Raw genomic sequence first — 17,604 nt, forward strand, 5'->3', positions numbered from 1 at the left:
CATTGCCTGTGGGAGACCCGCGTCCTTGCGGGAGGGGAAGGAGGATGCGCCGTTGCACCCGCCTTTTGAGGAAGACTGCCGGTCTCTTTTGCTCGGGTCAAGCGTCGCGGGGCCCTTTTGCAGGTGCAGCGCGACTTTGCCGAGCGGCGCGCCATCCGTGCCGTAAAACTCAGCGGCGTGCGAACGGCGGCTCGAAGATGTGGCCGTCGAAGAAGGCGTCGGGGCGCAGAATCATCCGGCCCTTCTCCGAGGCGACCGCGTGGGCATGCCGCATCGACCCCTCGACCTTGGCCGAGGCTCCCGGCAGGTCCGCGCCCGCGGGGCGCAGCATCTGCCGGTAGATGTCCGAGCGGAAGCAGCCCATCGCCCGCTCCATCGCCGGGGCCACCTCGAGGCCGTGGCGCCGCGCGATCCGGCCGGCGAAGAAGGCGGCGAGGCTCTTCCACGGGAAGGTGGCTGCGCCGTCATGGAAGGCGATGAAGTCGCGCAGCTGGCGCATCTCGCCCGCGGGGGACACCAGAAGCCGGCCGGTCAGGCCGCGCTCGGCCAGTTCCGAAGGCAGGTTGAGATAATCCGCGCGTGAGACGATCTCGGCCGCGGTGCCGCGGTTCTCGGGCCGGTCGAGCCAGCGGCCCGCCCGCCAGATCGCCCGCATCAGCCGGCCGGTGTCGTCGCCGCGCGTCTCGATGAAGTCCCGCCGCAGGACAAGGCCCTTCTCGGGCGGCGAGGCCCAGATTGCCTTGCCGGGCAGCAGCAGCGCCGCCACAGAAGTCTCCACCGCGAAGGAGGCCCATGGCTCGCCGACGCAGAAGGCATCCACCTCGCCGCGCGCAACCGCCCCGGCCATCATCGGCGGCGGCACGGTCACCACCTCGACGCCCGCGCGGTCGAAGCCCGAGGCGCCGAGCCAGTGCCAGACCAGCTCCGCCTGGGTCGAGAAAGGGAACGGGACGCCGACCCGAAGCCGCCCGCCGGAACTTCGGTGCAGCGCCGAGCCCGCCGCGACCGGATCGGCGAAGTCGAAGGAATGCCCCGCGGCACGCATTGTCCCGGCCAGGTCGCTGCTGACGGCGATCACCTGTCCGCCCTGCGACAGCACCATCACCAGATCGACATCGGGCAGCGCCGGACCCAGCCCCAGCGACTGCGCGATCGGCATCGGCACCAGCATGTGCGCCGCATCGATCACGCCGGCCCCCAGGAGGTCGCGGCTCTGCGCCCAGCTCGCCAGCCGCAGCAGGCGCAGGTCCAGCCCCTCCTCGGCGGCGAATCCCAGTTCATGCGCCACGATCAGCGGTGCGGCATCGGTCAGAGGCAGGTATCCCAGCGTCAGGACTTGCGCCGTCATGTCAGAAGCCCCGCCGCCATCACCAGCTGCTGGGCGATGTCGGCCACGCGGCGGCCCTGATCCATCGCCGTCTTGCGCAGCAGCGCATAGGCAGCCTCTTCGTCGATGCCGCGTGCCTTCATCAGGATCGCCTTGGCGCGGTCGATGATCTTGCGCTCTTCCAGCGCGGCTCGTGTGGCCGCCAGTTCCGCCCGCATGCGCTGGAACATGTGGAAGCGGGCGATGGCGGCATCGAGGATCGGCTTGATGCGGTCGGTGCGCAGCCCGTCCACCACATAGGCCGAGACGCCGGCCTCGATGGCGGCGCGGGTCAGCTGCTCGTCCGAGCGGTCGACGAACATCGCCACCGGCCGCTCCATCGGGCCCGAGGCCAGCGCGAGTTCCTCGAGGATGTCGCGCGAGGGATTGGCGATGTCGATCAGCACGATGTCCGGCCGGCGGTCGGTGATGTGGCGGGCTAGCCCCGCCTCTTCCGAAACGATCTGGATCTCGTGATCCCCGGCCTCGCGCAGGCCGTCGACGATCCGCAGGGCGCGCTCCCTGTCGCGCTCGACGACCACGATCGAAAGACGCTTCTCCATGCGGGTTCCTGTGCGTGCGGCCTTGCCTCGTGCTTTCATGGATCGCGCGGTCAGATGAGCGCGGATGAGGCCGGCGCGCCCTTTCCGGACGGTGCCCCTGCGCTGATGCCGCGTTCGTGGGCGCTATTTTTCGGTTTGCCCATGGATCGGGCAGATCGCGAGCGCCGCGTCCGGATGCCGCAGTTGTTGCGGGGGCGCAACGTTCCGCGCCGCGGCCTGCGCAAGGATGGCCGCAGGCTCAGAACCTCGGGAATGTCTCATGGCCGCATCAGCGAACACCTGTCCGGCGACGGCCGCCGCTCCGGCGCCGGTTGGCCCGCCGCTTCCCGGCGATCTGATGATGTGGATCCTGATCGTGTCGGAACTGCTGGTCTTCGGGGCCGGTCTGGCTGCTCTGCTCGCCGTGCGTCTGAACGATCCGGCGGGCTTTGCCGGGGCGCAGGACATGCTCCATCGTGGCGCGGCGGGGGTCAACACGCTGGTCCTCGTCACCTCCGGCCTCTTTGCCGCCCGCGCTGTCAGTGCGGCCGAGGCCGGCCGGACGGCGGCAACGCGCCTCTGGCTGCTGGCCGCGGCCGCGCTCGGCCTCGTCTTCCTTGCCGTCAAGGGCAGCGAGTTCGGCGCGCTGGCACAGCTCGGCATCGGCACCGAGAGCCATCCGTTCTTCATGTTCTACTACCTGCTGACCGGCTTTCATGCGGCGCATGTCGCTGGCGGGGTCATCCTTTTCGCGGTGGTCGGCTGGCGCTGCTGGCCGGCCGGTGTCGAGATGGCGGCCGCCTTCTGGCACATGGTGGACCTGGTCTGGGTGCTGATCCTGCCCGTTGTCTATCTGCTGAGGTGACCCGATGCCCGACCGGCTGTTCCGTGCCTGGCTTCTGCTTCTGCTGCTGTCCGCGGCCTCGACCGCCTTCGCCGAACTGGCGGGGGCCGGGCTTCTGGACCCGCGCGGCCTTGCCTGGGGCGGCGCGCTTCTGCTGGGCGTCACATGGCTGAAGTCGCGCACGATCCTCGGGGCCTATCTCCGCCTCGACCAGACCCCCGCCGCCCGGAGGGTGTTCTCCGGCGTCCTGTTCCTCTATCTCGTCCTGCTGGCCGGCCTGTTCCTCGCCCCCTTGGCATGAGGGCAACCGGGCGTTGGCGCGGGGATTTGGTCTGCGCCAGAAGCCCGCGCGGGGGCCGGGGTCCTGACCATGGTCGTCAACCCGGATGATCCGCCGGCCGTGGCAGGCGAGCCCAGGGCAACGATCGTCGGGCGGCCTTCGCCCTGCCCCACCCTGGCGCGCGCCAATCTCAGCGCGGGTCGGGGCGCGGCGGCGGCGGGCGAAGCGCGCCCTGCGGCAGCGAGCGGCTCCGGACGCCGGCGGCGAAGGCCACCGCGTCGGCCTCGACCGTCTCGTGATCGGTGACATAGCGGCGGCTGAACTCCATCAGGCTCCATTCGCGATACTGCGCGACATGGCGCAGCTCATGCGCCCAGAGCGTGGCATTGGCCAGCGCGTCACCCTCGTCGGCAAAGACCACCACATCCACCAGCGTGATCGCCGAGGCGCCGCCGTGAAGGATGGCGTTGCGCTGCAGCGACAGCTCGCTGCCGCCGCCGACCCGCCAGCGCACCGCCTCCAGATCGACCTGCGGAACCATGCCTTCCAATTGCGCGCGGATCGCGCCGGGAATTTCGGCCACCCCCTCGGCTATGGCCTGCCGGCGCGCGTCATCGATCGAGGCCGCAAGAAGTGTCACGGCCTGCTCGGTCCCCGCAAGCGCGAGGGCACGGGCGAGGGAATCAGCCGCCTCCCCGGTGCCGGAGAGCGATCCGCCACCCTGCGCCACCGCGCCCGGCGGAGTCAGGTTCATCAGCAACAGGAGGATCAGGCAGCGTCCTGTCCTGCGCATGGCCGCGGCTCCGACGAGGTGTCCCGGTCCTTCAGGCCCGGTCAAAGCACTGTTTCCGCTGCGGTGCCGGCTGTCAACCTGCGGCTCCGCCTCGGAAAGCGGCAAACCGCCGGCGCCCTCCGCCGCATTGTGCCGCACCTGCGAAGTCGAATGCTGCGCGAGCAAAAGTTTCGCTATGAATTGCTCTCGCAAACGAATATTTCGCACGCCGTGTACCGAGGAGGAGATCATGGTTCCCATACACGAAAAGATCCTCGCCGACCCACGCTTCCAGCAGCTGGTCGCGCGCCGCAACCGCTTCGCCATCACGCTCTCGATCATCGTGCTGGCGGTCTATGTCAGCTTCGTCGCCATCGCGGTTTTCAACCCGCCCCTGTTCTCGATGCGCTTGTTCGGCACCTCGGCGTGGTGCGTAGGGCTCGTCGGCGGCTTCTGCATCCAGGCCTTCGCCTTCGTCATGACCGGGATCTACACCGCCCGCGCCAACGGGCAGTTCGACCGGCTTGCCCGCGAAGCCATCCGGGGAGCCGCCATATGATCCGTGTCTTCTTCCTGTCGGCCGCTGCGCTCGTGGCCATCGCCGGTTCCGGCCTTGCCGCCGGCGGCGCCATCGAGGGCGAGGTCGCCAAGCGCTCCGTGAACGTCATCGCCATCGGCATGTTCCTGTTCTTCGTGGCAGCCACGCTGCTGCTGACGGCATGGGCCGCGCGGCGCACCAAGTCGGCCTCGGACTTCTACACCGCGGGCGGTGGCATCACGGGCTTCCAGAACGGCCTCGCCATCGCCGGTGACTACATGTCGGCAGCGGCCTTCCTCGGCGTGTCGGGCATGGTGTTCGGCAAGGGCGTGGACGGCGTCTTCTACACGGTAGGCTGGACGGTCGGCTGGCCGCTCATCCTGTTCATGATCGCGGAACGCCTTCGCAACCTCGGCCGCTACACCTTCGCCGACGTGGCATCCTTCCGGCTCGAGCAGACGAAGATCCGCACGCTCTCGGCCTTTGGCGCGCTCACCGTGGTGATCTTCTACCTGATCGCGCAGATGGTGGGCGCGGGCAAGCTGATCCAGCTGCTGTTCGGGCTGGACTACACCTATGCCGTGGTGCTCGTGGGCGTGCTGATGATGCTCTACGTGACCTTCGGGGGCATGCTGGCCACGACCTGGGTCCAGATCGTCAAGGCGGTGCTGCTGCTCGGCGGCTGCACGATCCTCGTCTTCCTCGGCCTCAAGCAGTTCGGCTTCTCGCCCGAGGCGATGATGCAGGCCGCGCTCGACAACCACGCGGCGCATGATGCGATCCTGGCGCCGTCCAGCTCGATCTCGGACCCGATCACCGCGGTCTCGCTCGCGCTGGCGCTGATGTGCGGCCCGGCGGGCCTGCCCCACATCCTGATGCGGTTCTTCACCGTGCCGGATGCGAAGGAGGCGCGGAAGTCGGTGTTCTACGCCACAGGCTTCATCGGCTACTTCTTCGTGCTCGCGGTGACGATCGGCTTCCTCGCCATCACGCTGGTCGGCACCAACCCGGCCTACCTCGATGCCGAGGGCGCGCTGGTGGGCGGCGGCAACATGGCGGCGATCCACCTGTCGGGCGAAGTCGGTGGCGACGTGTTCCTGGGCTTCATCTCGGCAGTGGCCTTCGCGACCATCCTCGCGGTGGTGTCGGGCCTGGCCCTTTCGGGCGCCTCTGCGGTCAGCCATGACCTCTATGCCCGGGTGATCAAGAAGGGCGCGGCCTCGGACAAGACAGAGATGCGGGTGTCGCGGCTAGCGACGCTGGTGCTGGGTGTGCTCGCCATCGCGCTGGGTCTGGTGTTCGAGAACCAGAACATCGCCTTCATGGTGAGCCTCGCCTTCGGCCTTGCGGCTTCGGTGAACTTCCCGGTGCTGTTCCTGTCAATCTTCTGGAAGGGCACGACCACCCGCGGCGCCTTCGTCGGCGGGCTCATGGGCCTCGTCTCGGCGGTGGCCTGCGTGGTGCTGGGGCCGACGGTCTGGGTCAAGGTGCTGGGCTTCGAGACGGCGATCTTCCCCTACGAGCAGTATGCGCTGTTCTCGATGGTCGCAGCCTTCTCGGGGATCTGGTTCTTCTCGATCACCGACCGCTCCGACCGGGCCCGGATCGACCGCGCGGGCTTCCCGGCGCAGTTCGTCCGGTCCGAGACCGGCCTCGGTGCGGCGGGAGCCCTCGCGCACTGAGCCGTCGGGCAAGGGAAAGGGGCGCGGCCGGGAAACCGGCCGCGCCCCCTTTTCATGTCAGGCGATCAGAATTCGCTGTCGTCGAAGCCGCCTTCGTCGAAGCCCGGATCCTCCTCGACCTCGCCCGCTTCGGCCTCGCCCGCGAACATCCCGGCAATGGCATTGCCGAGCAGCACGCCGCCCGCCACGCCCATCGCGGTCTGCGCGGCGCCGGAAAGGAAACCGCCGCCACCGCCGGACATCGGCGCCTGCCCGTAGGCGGGCCGGCGCGGCGGCGGCACGGCGGGGCCGCCGAACAGCCGGCCAAGGAAACCACCCTGCTGGCCGCCCTGACGCAGCTGATCCTCGAGCTGCTCGATCCGGGTCTGCGCCTGCTCCAGCGCCTGTTCCTGCACGACGATGGTCTGGGCCATGAAATAGGGGGCGCCGGGCTGCGCGCCGAGACGCTGCGCGATGAAGGCATCCGCCTCGGGATCGCGGGCGGGCGCCTGCCGCTCCACCTCGGAAAGCTTCCGGAACAGCCCTTCGATGGCCTGACGGTCGTTATGGTCCATGTTGTCCTCTTTTACTGTTTATGCGGTCACTCACGCTCGCCCGTCAGGGAAAGCAGGAGCTGGAAGATGTTGATGAAGTTCAGGTAGAGCGACAGCGCCCCCATCACCGCAAGCTTCTGCGACGTCTCCGAGTCGTGATGCTCGGCATATTGCAGCTTGATGGCCTGCGTGTCCCAGGCCGTGAGGCCCACGAACACCAGGATGCCGATGATCGAGATGGCGAACTGAAGCGCGGACGAGCCGAGGAACAGGTTGATGACGCTGGCGATGATGACGCCGATCAGGCCCATCATCAGGAAGCTGCCGAACTGGCTCAGGTCGCGCTTGGTCGTGTAGCCGTAAAGGCTCATGCCGGCAAACATGGCGGCCGCGCCGAAGAAGGCCCGGGCGATCGAGGTGCCGGTGAAGACGAGGAAGACCGAGGCGAGCGACAGCCCCATCACGGCGCAGAAAGCCCAGAACAGCGCCTGCGCCGTCGCGGCCGAGATGGCCTCGATCCGGAACGACAGGAACAGCACGAAGCCGAGCGGCGCCAGCATCACCAGCCATTTCAGCGGTGTCGAGAAGATGGGCACGTAAAGCGCGGGCGTGGCCGCGACCAGAACGGCGACAAGGCCGGTCAGCGCGAGGCCCGCGCCCATGTAGTTGTAGATGCGCAGCATGTGCGCGCGCAGGCCGTTGTCGATGACGGCGGCGGGCGCGAAGCCGGCGCTGCGGCTGCGGGGAGGCAGGGTCATGGTTCGGATCTCCGTCAGGATGAAGGATCAGTAGAGCGTGCGCGACAGCCCCTCGGCGGCGGCACGCAGGGCTTTCGGCGGGGCGGCCTCGGCCACGAGGACATGCGCCACCTCGCCGATCTGGAACCAGGCGACATGCAGGCCGCGCTGGTCGGTCTCGTGCGGCAGGGCCACGCGGAAGGTTCCGGGCCGCACCGCGAACAGCGACATCCGGCCCAGTTCGGGCGTCTCCAGCGCCATCTCGACGCTCGGTCCCTGGGCCGAGGGGAAGATCTGCACGTCCCGGACCGTCCAGTCCCGCGGCAGCGCGGGCAGGCGGATGCCGGTCGCCGCGCGGATCTCGGCCGCATCGAAGCCGGGGGCCGCCGGTTGCGAGGCCATCGAGAGGCGCAGGCGCCCGGCCTCGTGCGCCTCGAGCGCGGCCTGCACGAAGACCGGCGGCGCCTCGGAGGCCACGACCTGCGGCACCCGCAGCGGCCCGAGGCCCGCGACGCCGGCCCCGAGCATCCCGCCAAGCACCAGAACCGCCGCCATCGGGGCAAGACGGGCGAGCAGGCGGTCCCGGCCGAGGCCGAGGGCCAGACGACGCGCCGCGGCCCGCGTCGCGGGCGCCTCGGGCGGCAGGGTCTCGGCGAACGCAAGGCGAAGCTCGTCGCGGCCCTGAAGGTCGGCCATCACCCGCGCCGCCGCGTCGGGATGCGCCGCCAGATGCCGCTCGACCGCCACCCGCCGCCACGGGTCGAGCTGGTCGTCCACATAGGCCACCAGGTCGAACTCGGTCACGGGATCATGCATCGTCCGCATCGCGTCCTCCCACAATCCGAAGCGAGTGCCGTGCCGGGGCCTCGCCCTCCTCGAAGGCGCGCAGAGCGGCGCGCGCGCGCCCGATCCGCGACATCAGCGTGCCCTGCGGCACACCGAGCACCGCCGCGGCCTCGGAATAGGACAGCCCCTCGATCGCCACGAGATGCAGCGCGGACCGCTGCTCCTCGGGCAGGCGGTTGAAGGCCTCGCGGATCTGCGCGAGCCGCACCGCCATCTCCTGCGGGGCCTGCACCACCGAGGGCAACAGCTCGCCCGCCGCTGCCTCGCGCCGCTCGCGGGCCCGGCGGCTGCGCAGGCCGTCGATGAACAGGTTGTGCAGGATCGACAGCAGCCAGACCCGCAGGCCCGCGCCGCGCCGGAAGCTGCCGCGCCGCTCATGCGCGCGCAGCAGCGCCTCCTGCACCAGATCCTCGGCATCCGCCGCGTCGCGCGTGAGCGAGCGCGCATAGCGCCGGAGCGGCGTCAGTTCGGAAAGGATGTCATCGGTCTCTCGCATCTTGCAGGATATACGGAACCGCCGGCCGTCTTCATCCTTCGCCGGTTAAATTTCGGATCAGCCGGCGGAAAGCGCGAGCCTGCGGGCGAAGACATCGGCGCCCAGCACCTCCGCCGCCAGCATCGCATCGTCGAGCCCGTCAAGACCGGTGGCCGGTCAGCACCCGGGAGGGCTTGTCCAGGCCGATCATCCGCGCGATGGCCGGCGCGCCGGCGTGCCGGTGACGCCCTCGGCCGCGCTGAGTGCCCGGCACATCATCAGGATGCCCTTGGGCGCGCCGTCCACGTGGACCACGGGTCTTTCCGGGCCGTCATGCAAGACGGCCATGTAGCGGTGGCGGGCATAGACGGGATCGCGTCGTGCCAGGCCTGTCCCGCCGCCCCGGGCGGGGCGCCCGGGCCGCGAGGGCCAGAAGCGCACCTTCCCTCGGATTGCGGAAAGGACAGGCCGCGCGACACCGCCGGACCGATGGCAGAGCCCGTGCCGGCCCTCCACGGGTCCGCATCCGCGGCGCGCGGCCGGTGTCGGATCCTGGCGCCGGGGTCGCGGCGGCCGCCTGTCGCTCAGGCCCGCTTCTGCGCCGTTCCCTTTCGGGCCGTCAGCGCGGCGAGGCGCAGCGGGTCCATGGGGCGCCCGAGCAGGAAGCCCTGGAAGACATGACAGCCCATCCCCAGCAGCAGGTCGCGCTGCGCCTCGTTCTCGACCCCTTCGGCGGTGATCTCGATCCCCATTGCCCGGCTCAGATCGACGATGGCGCGCACCACCTGATCGGTGCCGTCGCCCGTGCCCAGCCGGCTCACGAACGAGCGGTCGATCTTGATGGTGTCGATCGGGTAGTCGCGGACGTAGCGCAGCAGCGACTGGCCGGTGCCGAAGTCGTCGAGCGCGATCGAGATCCCGGCGGCGCGCAGCTGATCGAGGTTCGCCGTCGTCGCCCGGTCGGCGTCCAGCGTGAACCGCTCGGTCAGTTCGAGCTCCAGCATGCGGCCGGGCAGGCCGGTTGCCGCCAGCACGTCCAGCACCTGCTGGCCGAAGCGCTCATCCCGCAGCTGCACCGGCGAGACATTGACCGAGATCTTGGGCAGCCCGGCGGTGGCCGCCAGGATGCAGGCCTGCTCCAGCACCCAGCGCCCCAGGGGATTGATCAGCCCGGTTTCCTCGGCGATGCCGATGAAGACATCGGGCGCGAGCAGACCCTGCGTCGGGTGCTGCCAGCGCACCAGCGCCTCGGCGCCGACGACGGCATTCTCCGCGTCGAAGATGGGCTGGTAGAGCAGGTGGAACTGGCCGCCCGCCGCGATCGCCGCGCGCAGGTCGCGCTCGATCTCGTGACGGCGGCTGAACATGGCGTCCATCTCGGGCGTGAAGATCCCGAAGCGGGCGCGGCCGTCGCCCTTCGCGCGATAGAGCGCGGCATCCGCGCTGCGCATCAGCGCCTCCATCCCGCCCTCGACATCGGCGGCGCGCACCGCGCCGATGCTGGCGCTGACATGGGCCTGAGCGGACTTGAGATCGTAGGGCGCCGACAGCAGATGGACGAGGCCGCTGCAGTAGCGTGCCAGCGCCTCGTCGCTGCCCATTCCCATCAGGATGATCCCGAACTCGTCGCCGCCCAGCCGCGCGACGGTGTCGGTCTCGCGCACGTAGGAGCGCAGGCGCGCTGCCATCTGGCGGATCAGCTCGTCGCCCGCGGGATGGCCGAGCGTGTCGTTCACCGCCTTGAACCGGTCGAGGTCGAGGCAGAGCAGGGCGACCGGCGGGCCGCCGCGCTTCTCGAGCTTCAGGGCCTGCGTCAGGCGCTCCTCGAACAGCATCCTGTTCGGGATGCCGGCCAGCGGATCGTGAAACGCAAGGTAGCGGGCTTCCTCTTCGCTCCGGTGAAGGCGGTGCGAGGCGACCCAGAGCCGGCGGAGCAGCCACAGCAGCAGGCCGGCACCGCAGAGCGCGAAGAGGCCGATGACCGGCGCCATCTGCCGCGTGAGGCGCAGGCCGGGACGGTCGGGTGTCCAGGCAAACCACGCGATCTCGCTTCCGAGGGCGTCGGTCAGCGGGATCGCGGCCGAAGCCTCGGCGGGGGGATGCAGGACGAAGGTCGCGTCCTGGAACTCGTAGGCGGCGGCCAGCCGTCCGGCCATGTCGGCATCGGCATACTGGATGGCGACATGCAGGAACTCGCTGCCAGCCGCCTGCCGCACGTCCGGTCCGTCCGGCACGATGGGCGTGACGCTGGCCAGCGCCGGCTGGCGACCCAGCAGAACATGCTCCTGGATCGACAGGCCCGAGATGTCGTCGGTCGAACTGGCAGGGTTGGCGGTCTTTTCCCGCATCTCCTGCCGCATCTTCCGCACCAGCCCCACAAGGGGGTCGGGCAGGGTCGCGCCGGCATCCGGACGCTCGGTCTTGCCGTTGCGCCAGACATGCAGCGGGTGGTCGGCGGGCGTCACGACGTAAAGCTCGTCATGGCCGAAGAATTCATGCATCCAGAGGCCGAGGTTGGCTTCCATCCACGGATGATCCGCCGCCCGGACCCGCAGCACCGCCTCGCTCCAGATCGTGGAGACCTGCTGGTCCGAGACGAGCTTCGCGGCATCCGCTTCCAGTGCGGCGACCGCAAACCGCCGCTGTCGCGCCTCGGCGTCCTCGTCCACCGCGCGAACCGCGGTGTAGCCGAGGAAGAAGATCGCGGCCGTTCCGACGAAGCATGCCAACAGGATCGCCGCCACCAGCTGTGACGAGAATGTGGCCGAGGTCCGAGGCTTGCGCATCGCGTCTCCTTCATCCGGAACGGACGGCTGTCCGCAGCGAGAGTCCCCCTTGCCGTGCGGCACCGGCCGCATGTCGCCCCGATCGTCGCAAGCTGGCACGCAAAGGTTAACAAGACCTGCTTCAGGGCGCGGCTGTGCACCTGCTTGGGCGATTTCCCGGCCCGCTTCAACGGGTTTTGTCCGACCCATCCCTAAGAAGGGCAGCAATCGCAGGTTCCGCGGGCCGCAGATGCCCCGCCGGGGCAGTCGATTGCGAAGAGATGAAGCCACAGGCGAAGGCGGCGCCGGCGCCGCGGAACCCGGGGCGAGAGGCCCCCTCGGGCCGCCTCCGGGGCCGTTGGTCCCGCTTCTGCGCGGGTGACCCGCCGTCGCGCATGCCCTGCGGGAACCTATCGGGGACCCTCTGGTTGCGAAGGCTCCGCCGGCTCTCCGGCGGGTTGCAGTCTCGGGAGACCGTCCATGCCGCTTTACCGTTCCGCCCGCAGGGGCCCCGATCCGCAGACACTCGCGCTCCTTGCCGGGGCGGGGGCTGCAGCCGGGATCGCCGCGCTGGCGCTCAGCCAGTCTCGCCACAACCGCGTCGGCTTTCGCCCCGGCGACGATGCCCCCGGCCGCACCGCCCGTTCGGGCCTTCAGGAGGCCCGGCCCCAGACCGGCCGCACCATCACGATCAACCGGCCGCGCGCCGAGCTGTTCGCCTTCTGGCGCGACTTCGCCAACCTTGCGCATTTCATGGAGGCCGTCGAGCACGTCACCGTCGCGGGCGATGTCAGCCGATGGACCATCGCGGCGCCGCTGGGCCGCAAGGTGACGCTTGAGACGCGCATCATCGAGGAGGTGCCGGACAGGCTGATCGCCTGGCGCTCGACCGATGCCTCCGAGATCCGCGCCGAGGGAGCCGTCACCTTCCGCGACGCGCCTGCCGGCCGTGGCACCGAGGTCGAGGCGGTGGTGAGCTACGTCCCGCCCTATGGCGAACTGGGCCGGCTGGTCGCGAAGGTCTTCCGGCAGGAGCCCGCGATCCAGGGCCGCCACGAGCTTCGTCGCTTCAAGATGCTGATGGAGGCCGGCGAGATCGCCACCTCCCGCAACCGCAAGTCCTGAGGAGGTTCCATGCGCGCACTCACCTGGCACGGCAAGCACGACGTCCGCGTCGAGACCCACCCCGACCCCGAGATCGTGAACCCCCGCGACGCGATCATCGAGGTGACCTCGACCGCGATCTGCGGCTCGGACCTGCATCTCTACGACGGTGTGATCCCGGGCCTGCTGGCCGGTGACATCCTCGGCCACGAGTTCATGGGCCGCGTTGTCGAGACCGGCCCCAAGAGCACGCTGAAGAAGGGCCAGCGCGTCGTGGTGCCCTTCACCATCTCCTGCGGCCACTGCTTCTTCTGCGAGCGCCAGCAGTATTCGGCCTGCGACAACTCCAACCCCGCCGAGAAGCAGGACCTGTCCGAGCCGCTCTATGGTCACGCCATGTCGGGCCTCTTCGGCTATTCCCACCTGACCGGCGGCTATCCGGGCGGGCAGGCGGAATATGTCCGGGTGCCGTTCTCGGACATCGGGCCGATCGTGATCCCGGACGGGCTTGACGACGACCAGGTGCTGTTCCTGTCCGACATCCTGCCGACCGGCTGGATGGCCGCCGAGAACGCCGGGATCGAGGAGGGCGACACCGTGGCCGTCTGGGGCTGCGGACCGGTCGGGCTGTTCGCGATCCAGTCGGCCCTGCTGATGGGCGCGGGCAAGGTGATCGCCATCGACGAATACCCCACCCGCCTCGCGCTGGCGCGCAAGCTGGGCGCCGAGGTCATCGACTTCAAGCGCACCCGCGTGCTCGAGGCGCTGATGGAGATGTCGGGCGGCCTTGGTCCCGACGCGGTGATCGACGCGGTGGGCATGGAGGCGCATGGCATGATGCCGGACACGATCATGGACAACATGAAGCAGCGCGTGGGGATCGGCGCCGACAGCGCGCACGCCCTGCGAGAGGCCATCATGGCGGTGCGCAAGGGCGGTCGCGTCTCGATCCCCGGCGTCTATGGCGGCTTCCTCGACAAGTTCCCGCTCGGGGCGCTGATGGAGAAGGGGCTGACGGTCAGGACCGGCCAGACCCATGTCCAGCGCTACACCGAGGATCTGCTGCGACGGATCGGCGAGGGCGAGATCGACACGACCTTCCTGATCTCGCACCGCCTGCCGCTCGAGGATGCGGCGCGCGGCTACGAGAACTTCCGCTTCAACCAGAACGAATGGACGAAGGTGGTGCTGAAGCCCGGAACCGAGGTGGCGCAATGACGCTGGCCGTCATCACCGGCGCCTCGACGGGGATCGGTCACGAACTGGCACGCTGCGCGGCCGAGGATGGCTGCGAACTTATCCTCTGCGCCGACGAGCCGGCCATCGAGACCGTCGCCGAAGAGATGGGCCGGCTGGGCGTGCCGGCCACCGCCTGCAAGGCCGACCTTTCGACCGAGGAGGGGGTCGAGACGCTCTGGCGCCTGATCGGGGACCGCGAGGTGGATTACCTGATGGCCAATGCCGGCCGCGGCCTCGGCCACGCCTTCCTCGACCAGCAGGAGACGGACATCGAAGCCGTGATCGGTCTCAACGTCACCGGGACCACGCTGCTGCTTCATCGCGCTGCGAAGGCGATGCAGGCACGGGGCCAGGGGCGCATCCTCATCACAGGCTCGATCGCCGGGCTTATGCCGGGCAGCCATCACGCGGTCTATAACGCGACGAAGGCCTATCTCGACACGCTGAGCTGGGGCATCCGCGAGGAACTGTCCGACAGCGGCGTCACCGTCACCTGCCTGATGCCCGGTCCGACCGACACCGACTTCTTCCGCCGCGCCGACATGCTCGACACGCCGGTAGGGCAAGGGAAGAAGGACGACGCGGGAATGGTCGCGCGCGAAGGCTACCGGGCGATGAAGCGCGGCGCCTCGGGCGTGACGACCGGCTTCATGAACAAGGTGCAGGCCACGCTGTCGGGGCTGGTGCCCGACAGCGTGCTGGCAGCGATGCATCGCCGGATGGCGGAACCGCAGGAGAAGCGCCATGACTAAGCTCGCCGTGGTGACCGGCGCCTCGACCGGGATCGGCTACGAACTGGCCCGCTTCGCCGTCGAGGACGGCCATGCCCTTGTGATCTGCGCCGACGAGGAGGCGATCGAGACCGCCGCCGAAAAGCTCCGCCGGCTGGGCGGCACTGTCGAGGTCGTGCGCGCCGACCTCTCAACGCGCGAGGGTGTCGAGACGCTCTGGGCGGCCATCGAGGGGCGCGACATCGACCTCTTCTTCGCCAATGCCGGCCGCGCACTGGGCCATGCCTTCCACGAGCAGGACTGGACGGCGATCCGCCGGCTGATCGACCTCAACATCCGGCAGACCACGCTGATGCTGCACCGGGTCGGCGCCAAGATGCAGGCGCGCGGCAGCGGCCGCATCCTCGTCACCGGCTCCATCGGCGGCTTCGTCCCCGGCCCCTACGACGCGGTCTATAACGGCACGAAGGCCTATCTCGACAGCCTCTGCTATGCCGTGCAGGACGAATGGCGTGACAGCCCCGTCACGCTCACCTGCCTGATGCCCGGCCCCACCGACACGCCGATCTTCCACCGGCCCGAGAACCAGCTGTCCGAGGCTCCGATCGCGCAGAGCGACAGTCTGGACGACGTCACCAAGGTGGCGCGGGCCGGCTATGACGCCATGATGGCGGGCGAGCGCGGCGTGGTGCCCGGCTTCACCAACAAGCTGGCCGTCATGCTGTCCGGTCTCGTGCCGCAGAGTCTGCTGGCCCGCATCCACCGCAGTTACGCCGAGCCGAAATAGACGCTTGACGTCGCATCCGCCCCGGAGATACCCATACCCCCTATGGGTATGGAGGCGGGCTTGGCTCATCTGTCGAAGGACAAGGGCAAGATCCTTGCGCGGGTGCGGCGTCTGAAGGGCCAGATCGAGGCGGTCGAGCGCGCCATCGAGGCCGATGCCGACTGCGGCGCGATCCTGCAGCTGGTCGCGGCCGTGCGTGGCGCGGCCGGAGGGCTGACGGCGGAGCTGATCGAGGACCACCTCCATCACCATGTCTCGACGGTCGAGGACCCGGCGGCGCGCATCCGCGGCGCCGAGGAGCTCGTCGCGGCGTTCCGGACCTACATGAAGTGAGGCTGGCGATGCACGATCACCCCCTGCCTGCGGATCACGACCACGTATTCCTTGGAGCGCGGCACGACCGGAACGCGCGCCGGACATGGGCCGTGATCGCCATCACCCTCGCCATGATGGGGATCGAGATCGTCGCCGGCACGCTGTTCGGCTCGATGGCGCTGGTGGCGGATGGCTGGCACATGTCCACGCATGCCGCGGCGCTGCTGATCACCGCACTTGCCTATCACCTTGCGCGGCGCCACGCGCAGGATCGCCGCTTCACCTTCGGGACCGGCAAGTTCGGCGACCTTGCGGGGTTTGCCAGCGCGATGGTGCTGCTGGTCGTCGCCCTGCTGATCGGCTGGGAAAGCCTGATGCGGCTGGCCGATCCGGTACCGATCGACTTCGGCCAGGCCATCGCGGTGGCCGTGCTGGGACTGGTGGTGAACCTCGGCTGCGCGCTGCTGCTGCACGAGGGGCACGAGAACCACCACCACGGGCACGCCCACGCCCATGACAACAACCTCCGCGCCGCTTACCTGCATGTGCTGGCCGATGCGCTGACCTCGGTCCTTGCCATCGGCGCGCTGATCGGCGGGCGGGCCTGGGGCCTCGTCTGGCTCGACCCGCTGATCGGGATCGTCGGCGCGCTGGTGATCGCACGCTGGTCGGTCGGGCTGATGCGGGATGCCGGGGCCGTGCTGGTCGATTTCGTTCCCGAGCAGGAGGAGCTGCCCGGTGAGATCCGCGAGGCGCTGGAAATCGAGGGCGACCGGATCGCCGACCTGCATGTCTGGCAACTCGGCCCCGGCCATCACGGCGCCATCGTCTCGATCCGCACCACCGATCCGAAGCCGCTGGGCCACTATCGCGACCGGCTGCGCCACCTGCACGAGATCTCGCACCTGACGCTGGAGGTGGAGCCGGTCCGGCCCTGAGCCGCGCGCTCAGGCCAGGATCGACCGGATCACCAGCGCAAGCGCAGAGACCGCCGCCACGCCGGCCAGCCAGAGCAGCACGAACCACCCCAGCCGTCGCATCAGTGATAGCCCTCGTCGGCATCGATCTTCCCGCGGAAAACCCAGTAGGTATAGCCGGTGTAGATCAGGATGATCGGGATCAGCACGAGGGTGCCGACCAGCGTGAAGAGCAGGCTCTCGTCCGGGGCCGCCGCCTCGCGGATGGTCAGCGCCGGGGGCACGATCATCGGATAGAAGCTGATCCCGATGCCGATGAAGGCGAGCAGGAACAGCCCCAGCGCACACAGGAACGGCGCGCGATCCTCGGCCCGCACGAGGCCGCGCCACAGCCGGAAGGCGGTCAGGCCGACCAGCACGGGGACCGCGAAGGACCAGACGGCCGTCGGCCAGCGGAACCACCGCTCGGCATAGACCGCGTCGTGCAGCGGGGTGAAGATGCTGACGAGGACAAGGAACCCCAGCGTCGCGACCGCAAGCGGCAGGGCAAGGCGGCGCATGTGCTCCTGCACCCGTCCCTCGAGCTTCATGTTGCACCATGTCGCGCCAAGCAGGGCAAAGCCCACGACCACCGCCATGCCGGTCAGCGCCGAAAAGGGCGTCAGCCAGTCCCAGCGGCCGCCGGCATAGGCGCGGTTCTCGACCTCGATGCCCTGAACCAGCGCGCCGAGCGCCACGCCCTGCATCAGCGCCGCCACCAGCGAGCCGCCGAAGAACGCCCAGTCCCACAGCCGCTTCCAGCGCACCGTGCGCCAGCGATACTCGAAGGCCACCCCGCGGAAGATCAGCGCGAGCAGCATGGCGATGATCGGCGGATAGAGCGCGGGCATCACCACCGCGTAGGCGAGCGGGAAGACGGCGAATAGCCCGCCTCCGCCCAGCACCAGCCATGTCTCGTTGCCGTCCCAGATCGGCGCGACCGAGTTCATCATCACGTCGCGCTCGCGCTCGTCCTTGGCGAAGGGAAACAGGATCCCCACGCCCAGGTCGAAGCCGTCGAGGATCACGTAGACCAGCACCGAGAAGGCGATGATGCCGGCCCAGATGAAGGAAAGCTCCAGTCCCGCCATG

Annotated in this window: 20 protein-coding genes; 10 read left to right on the forward strand and 10 right to left on the reverse strand. The window is 69.4% G+C overall.

From position 1 onward, the window contains the following. Window positions 1-169 precede the first annotated feature (169 nt). Together CK951_RS18350 and CK951_RS18355 are read right to left on the reverse strand one after the other, a co-directional pair. A complete protein-coding gene (locus CK951_RS18350) occupies window positions 170-1,348 on the reverse strand; it encodes an ABC transporter substrate-binding protein (RefSeq protein ID WP_096787658.1) in 1,179 nt (392 codons plus the stop codon). Continuing rightward, on the reverse strand, window positions 1,345-1,929 hold the full coding sequence (locus tag CK951_RS18355) for an ANTAR domain-containing response regulator (protein WP_096787659.1): 585 nt from the start codon (window positions 1,927-1,929) through the stop codon (window positions 1,345-1,347). The genes CK951_RS18350 and CK951_RS18355 overlap by 4 nt, the downstream gene beginning before the upstream one ends. A gap of 340 nt (window positions 1,930-2,269) precedes the next feature. On the opposite strand from CK951_RS18355, the gene CK951_RS18360 reads away from it, so the two are divergent. After that, window positions 2,270-2,773: a cytochrome c oxidase subunit 3 gene (locus tag CK951_RS18360; RefSeq protein WP_198402510.1), complete on the forward strand. Its 504-nt coding sequence runs from the start codon at window positions 2,270-2,272 to the stop codon at window positions 2,771-2,773. Window positions 2,774-2,777: 4 nt separating this feature from the next. Next, window positions 2,778-3,053 (forward strand): hypothetical protein, encoded by a 276-nt coding sequence (locus CK951_RS18365; RefSeq protein WP_096787661.1) that lies wholly within the window; start codon window positions 2,778-2,780, stop codon window positions 3,051-3,053. 169 nt (window positions 3,054-3,222) lie between these two features. Here CK951_RS18365 and CK951_RS18370 read toward each other — a convergent pair whose 3' ends face one another. After that, window positions 3,223-4,065, reverse strand: coding sequence for a DUF4157 domain-containing protein (locus tag CK951_RS18370; RefSeq protein WP_232520742.1), 843 nt, complete (start codon window positions 4,063-4,065; stop codon window positions 3,223-3,225). On the opposite strand from CK951_RS18370, the gene CK951_RS21210 reads away from it, so the two are divergent. Both CK951_RS21210 and CK951_RS18380 read left to right on the forward strand, forming a co-directional pair. Continuing rightward, the gene (locus CK951_RS21210; protein WP_157764668.1) at window positions 4,055-4,363 is read left to right on the forward strand and encodes a DUF485 domain-containing protein; all 309 of its coding nucleotides are present in this window, start codon (window positions 4,055-4,057) and stop codon (window positions 4,361-4,363) included. The two genes, CK951_RS18370 and CK951_RS21210, sit on opposite strands and share 11 nt — an antisense overlap. Then, complete coding sequence (locus tag CK951_RS18380) at window positions 4,360-6,024, forward strand: cation acetate symporter (protein ID WP_096787664.1); 1,665 nt, start codon at window positions 4,360-4,362, stop codon at window positions 6,022-6,024. Before CK951_RS21210 ends, CK951_RS18380 begins: the two co-directional genes overlap by 4 nt. Before the next feature lie 65 nt (window positions 6,025-6,089). Here CK951_RS18380 and CK951_RS18385 read toward each other — a convergent pair whose 3' ends face one another. The 5 genes from CK951_RS18385 to CK951_RS18410 form a co-directional block, all read right to left on the reverse strand. Beyond that, window positions 6,090-6,578, reverse strand: a complete 489-nt coding sequence (locus CK951_RS18385) for a DUF2076 family protein (RefSeq protein ID WP_096787665.1) — start codon at window positions 6,576-6,578, stop codon at window positions 6,090-6,092. 26 nt (window positions 6,579-6,604) lie between these two features. Continuing rightward, the gene (locus tag CK951_RS18390) at window positions 6,605-7,315 is read right to left on the reverse strand and encodes a Bax inhibitor-1/YccA family protein (protein WP_096787666.1); all 711 of its coding nucleotides are present in this window, start codon (window positions 7,313-7,315) and stop codon (window positions 6,605-6,607) included. 27 nt (window positions 7,316-7,342) lie between these two features. Continuing rightward, the gene (locus CK951_RS18395) at window positions 7,343-8,119 is read right to left on the reverse strand and encodes an anti-sigma factor (protein WP_096787667.1); all 777 of its coding nucleotides are present in this window, start codon (window positions 8,117-8,119) and stop codon (window positions 7,343-7,345) included. Continuing rightward, a complete protein-coding gene (locus CK951_RS18400; RefSeq protein ID WP_096787668.1) occupies window positions 8,103-8,636 on the reverse strand; it encodes a sigma-70 family RNA polymerase sigma factor in 534 nt (177 codons plus the stop codon). The genes CK951_RS18395 and CK951_RS18400 overlap by 17 nt, the downstream gene beginning before the upstream one ends. A 563-nt stretch (window positions 8,637-9,199) precedes the next feature. Beyond that, on the reverse strand, window positions 9,200-11,401 hold the full coding sequence (locus tag CK951_RS18410) for a bifunctional diguanylate cyclase/phosphodiesterase (RefSeq protein WP_096787670.1): 2,202 nt from the start codon (window positions 11,399-11,401) through the stop codon (window positions 9,200-9,202). 459 nt (window positions 11,402-11,860) lie between these two features. On the opposite strand from CK951_RS18410, the gene CK951_RS18415 reads away from it, so the two are divergent. Genes CK951_RS18415 through dmeF form a run of 6 tightly spaced genes read left to right on the forward strand, consistent with a single transcriptional unit; the run spans window position 11,861 to window position 16,494 of the window. After that, window positions 11,861-12,505, forward strand: coding sequence for an SRPBCC family protein (locus tag CK951_RS18415; RefSeq protein WP_096787671.1), 645 nt, complete (start codon window positions 11,861-11,863; stop codon window positions 12,503-12,505). A 9-nt stretch (window positions 12,506-12,514) separates the two neighbouring features. Continuing rightward, window positions 12,515-13,702: a zinc-dependent alcohol dehydrogenase gene (locus CK951_RS18420; protein ID WP_096787672.1), complete on the forward strand. Its 1,188-nt coding sequence runs from the start codon at window positions 12,515-12,517 to the stop codon at window positions 13,700-13,702. Further along, complete coding sequence (locus tag CK951_RS18425) at window positions 13,699-14,475, forward strand: SDR family oxidoreductase (RefSeq protein ID WP_096787673.1); 777 nt, start codon at window positions 13,699-13,701, stop codon at window positions 14,473-14,475. The genes CK951_RS18420 and CK951_RS18425 overlap by 4 nt, the downstream gene beginning before the upstream one ends. Beyond that, window positions 14,468-15,241 (forward strand): SDR family oxidoreductase, encoded by a 774-nt coding sequence (locus CK951_RS18430; RefSeq protein WP_096787674.1) that lies wholly within the window; start codon window positions 14,468-14,470, stop codon window positions 15,239-15,241. Before CK951_RS18425 ends, CK951_RS18430 begins: the two co-directional genes overlap by 8 nt. Window positions 15,242-15,301: 60 nt before the next feature. Further along, complete coding sequence (locus CK951_RS18435) at window positions 15,302-15,574, forward strand: metal/formaldehyde-sensitive transcriptional repressor (protein WP_096787957.1); 273 nt, start codon at window positions 15,302-15,304, stop codon at window positions 15,572-15,574. 8 nt (window positions 15,575-15,582) lie between these two features. Beyond that, on the forward strand, window positions 15,583-16,494 hold the full coding sequence (gene dmeF, locus CK951_RS18440; protein ID WP_096787675.1) for a CDF family Co(II)/Ni(II) efflux transporter DmeF: 912 nt from the start codon (window positions 15,583-15,585) through the stop codon (window positions 16,492-16,494). A 9-nt stretch (window positions 16,495-16,503) separates the two neighbouring features. Here dmeF and CK951_RS18445 read toward each other — a convergent pair whose 3' ends face one another. Together CK951_RS18445 and cydB are read right to left on the reverse strand one after the other, a co-directional pair. Next, window positions 16,504-16,596 (reverse strand): DUF2474 domain-containing protein, encoded by a 93-nt coding sequence (locus CK951_RS18445; RefSeq protein WP_096787676.1) that lies wholly within the window; start codon window positions 16,594-16,596, stop codon window positions 16,504-16,506. Further along, window positions 16,596-17,603 carry a cytochrome d ubiquinol oxidase subunit II gene (gene cydB / locus CK951_RS18450; RefSeq protein ID WP_096787677.1) on the reverse strand — a complete coding sequence of 336 codons (1,008 nt, stop codon included), beginning with the start codon at window positions 17,601-17,603 and terminating at the stop codon, window positions 16,596-16,598. Before cydB ends, CK951_RS18445 begins: the two co-directional genes overlap by 1 nt. Window position 17,604 lies beyond the last annotated feature (1 nt).

Origin of the sequence: Rhodobacter sp. CZR27 (genome assembly GCF_002407205.1) — a bacterium.
Lineage (GTDB): Bacteria > Pseudomonadota > Alphaproteobacteria > Rhodobacterales > Rhodobacteraceae > Cereibacter_A.